We start from the raw sequence: 1857 nt of genomic DNA, 5'->3' as shown, positions 1-1857 counted from the left end.
GGCCTGCAGCAGCGGCGTCAGTTGCCGGCCGAGGTCGTCCCAGCCCTGGGCGCGGGCGTAGAAATTCATTTTTGCCTGTTTTTGCCCGTCGACCGCAGCAAGCACCAGCGGCCAGTGGTAGGCGACGCCGATCAGGGCGATGTTGAGCGCGATGCCGGCGATCAGCAGCCGCTGCCTGCCGCGCTGCAGCAGCCAGGCGACGACGGCGATGGCGGCCGGCGCGAAGGCCGGCGCCGCCCAGTTGGCGTTGGCCGTGCTCTTGAAGGCCTGCGCCGAGACGACCGCCCACAGCGGCAGGGCGAACCACAGCAGGAGCCGCGTGCGCTCGTCGGACCAGCTCTTGCGCACCTGAAAGAGCAGGATGAAAAAAACGCTGCCGAGCACCGGTCCGAAGGCGCCCCATTGCGCCGCCCAGAATTCGCCGAGCGCCTTCAGGCCGCCGCCGGCCTTGCGGTTCACGGTGATGTCAGCGGTGTGCTTCAGGGTCGGGAAATCGTGGGCGACGTTCCACCCCAGGTTCGGTCCGAGGATGAGCAGCGCCAGCCCGGCGGCCAGCCAGGGTTTGGGCGACGCCAGGCGGCGGCGGTGGAAGGCCAGCAGGTGCAGGAAGGCGGCACCCAGCCAGGCGGCCATCGTGTATTTGGAGAGCAGGCCGAGGCCGCAGATGGCGCCGAGCAGCAGCCAGTCGCCCCAGGCGTCGCTGTCCAGCGCACGCAGGTAGGCCCACAGCGCCAGCGCCCAGAACAGGGTGAGCAGGGCGTCGGTCGAGACGAAGAGGCCGAGCCAGGCGAAGATCGGCAGGGTCAGCACGGCCAGTGCCGACCAGAAGGCGACGCGCGCGTCGTAGAGGCGGCGGGCGATGGCCCAGCAGGCGGCGGCGGCGAGCGGGTAGCAGAGCATGGCCAGCGCCTTGACGCCGAGCAGGCCGTCGCCGAACAGCGCGGTGGACAGGGCGATCAGCGCCGCGACGCCGGGCGGCTTGGAGAAATAGCCCCAATCGAGGTGCTGCGCCCAGGTCCAGTATTGCGCCTCGTCGACGTAGAGCGTGACGCCCATGTGCGGGATGACCCAGAAGCGCCAGGCGAGCAGGAGGGCCGTCAGGCCGAGCAGGATTTTGCCGCCGGATTTCTCGTAAATTCCGGCGTCGACCGCAACAGCCGTCACGCCGGCTTGTGCCAGCCTTCGTCGGCGGCCAGCGGGGTCTCCGGGCGCGCCGAATAGGAGCGGATGGTGCCGGACTCGAAGTAGATGCGGGCGAGCAGTTCGGCGAGCACGCCGGTGGTGATGAAATGGACGCCGGCGATCAGGCCGCCGATGCCGACGATCAGCGCCGGGCGGCCGCCGATCGGGTTGCCGAGGCCGAACTTGACCCACGCCAGCCAGGCCAGCACCAGGCCGGAGAGTGCCGTCAGACCGAGGCCGATGCCGCCAAAGAAATGGCCGGGGCGGGCGCGGAAGCGCATGAAGAAATACACCGCGATGAGGTCGAGGATGACGCGGAAGGTGCGCGAAATGCCGTATTTCGAGACGCCGGCGGTGCGCGCGTGGTGGGTCGTCGGTTCCTGGGCGATGCGGCGCGGCGTCGTCACGGTGGCCAGCCAGGCCGGGATGAAGCGGTGCATCTCGCCATAGAGGCGCACGCTCTTGATGACGCTACCCCGGAAGGCCTTGAGGCTGCAGCCGTAATCACGCAGCTTGACGCCGGTCATGCGGGCGATCAGCTTGTTGGCGATCTTCGACGGGATCTTACGCAGGAACAGCCCGTCCTGGCGGTTCTGCCGCCAGCCGGCGACGAGGTCGAGGTCTTCGTTCAACAGCCGGGCGACCATGCGCGGAATGTCGATCGGGTCATTCTGC

1 protein-coding gene and 1 pseudogene are annotated in these 1857 nt (G+C 68.9%); both read right to left on the bottom strand.

Features of this window, described 5'->3' with window-relative positions; translation table 11 throughout:
* Nucleotides 1-1164 (bottom strand): glycosyltransferase family 39 protein (locus tag ACE3PU_RS06535; protein ID WP_374387901.1); only part of this gene is annotated, 1164 nt, incomplete at its 3' end.
* Nucleotides 1161-1857: pseudogene (locus tag ACE3PU_RS06530) on the bottom strand (hypothetical protein); the annotation flags it as partial. The pseudogene ACE3PU_RS06530 and the gene ACE3PU_RS06535, both read right to left, overlap by 4 nt.

The organism is Brevundimonas sp. (assembly GCF_041911375.1).
Taxonomy (GTDB): Bacteria; Pseudomonadota; Alphaproteobacteria; order Caulobacterales; family Caulobacteraceae; genus Brevundimonas.
This window is presented reverse-complemented; position numbering and strand designations above follow the sequence as displayed.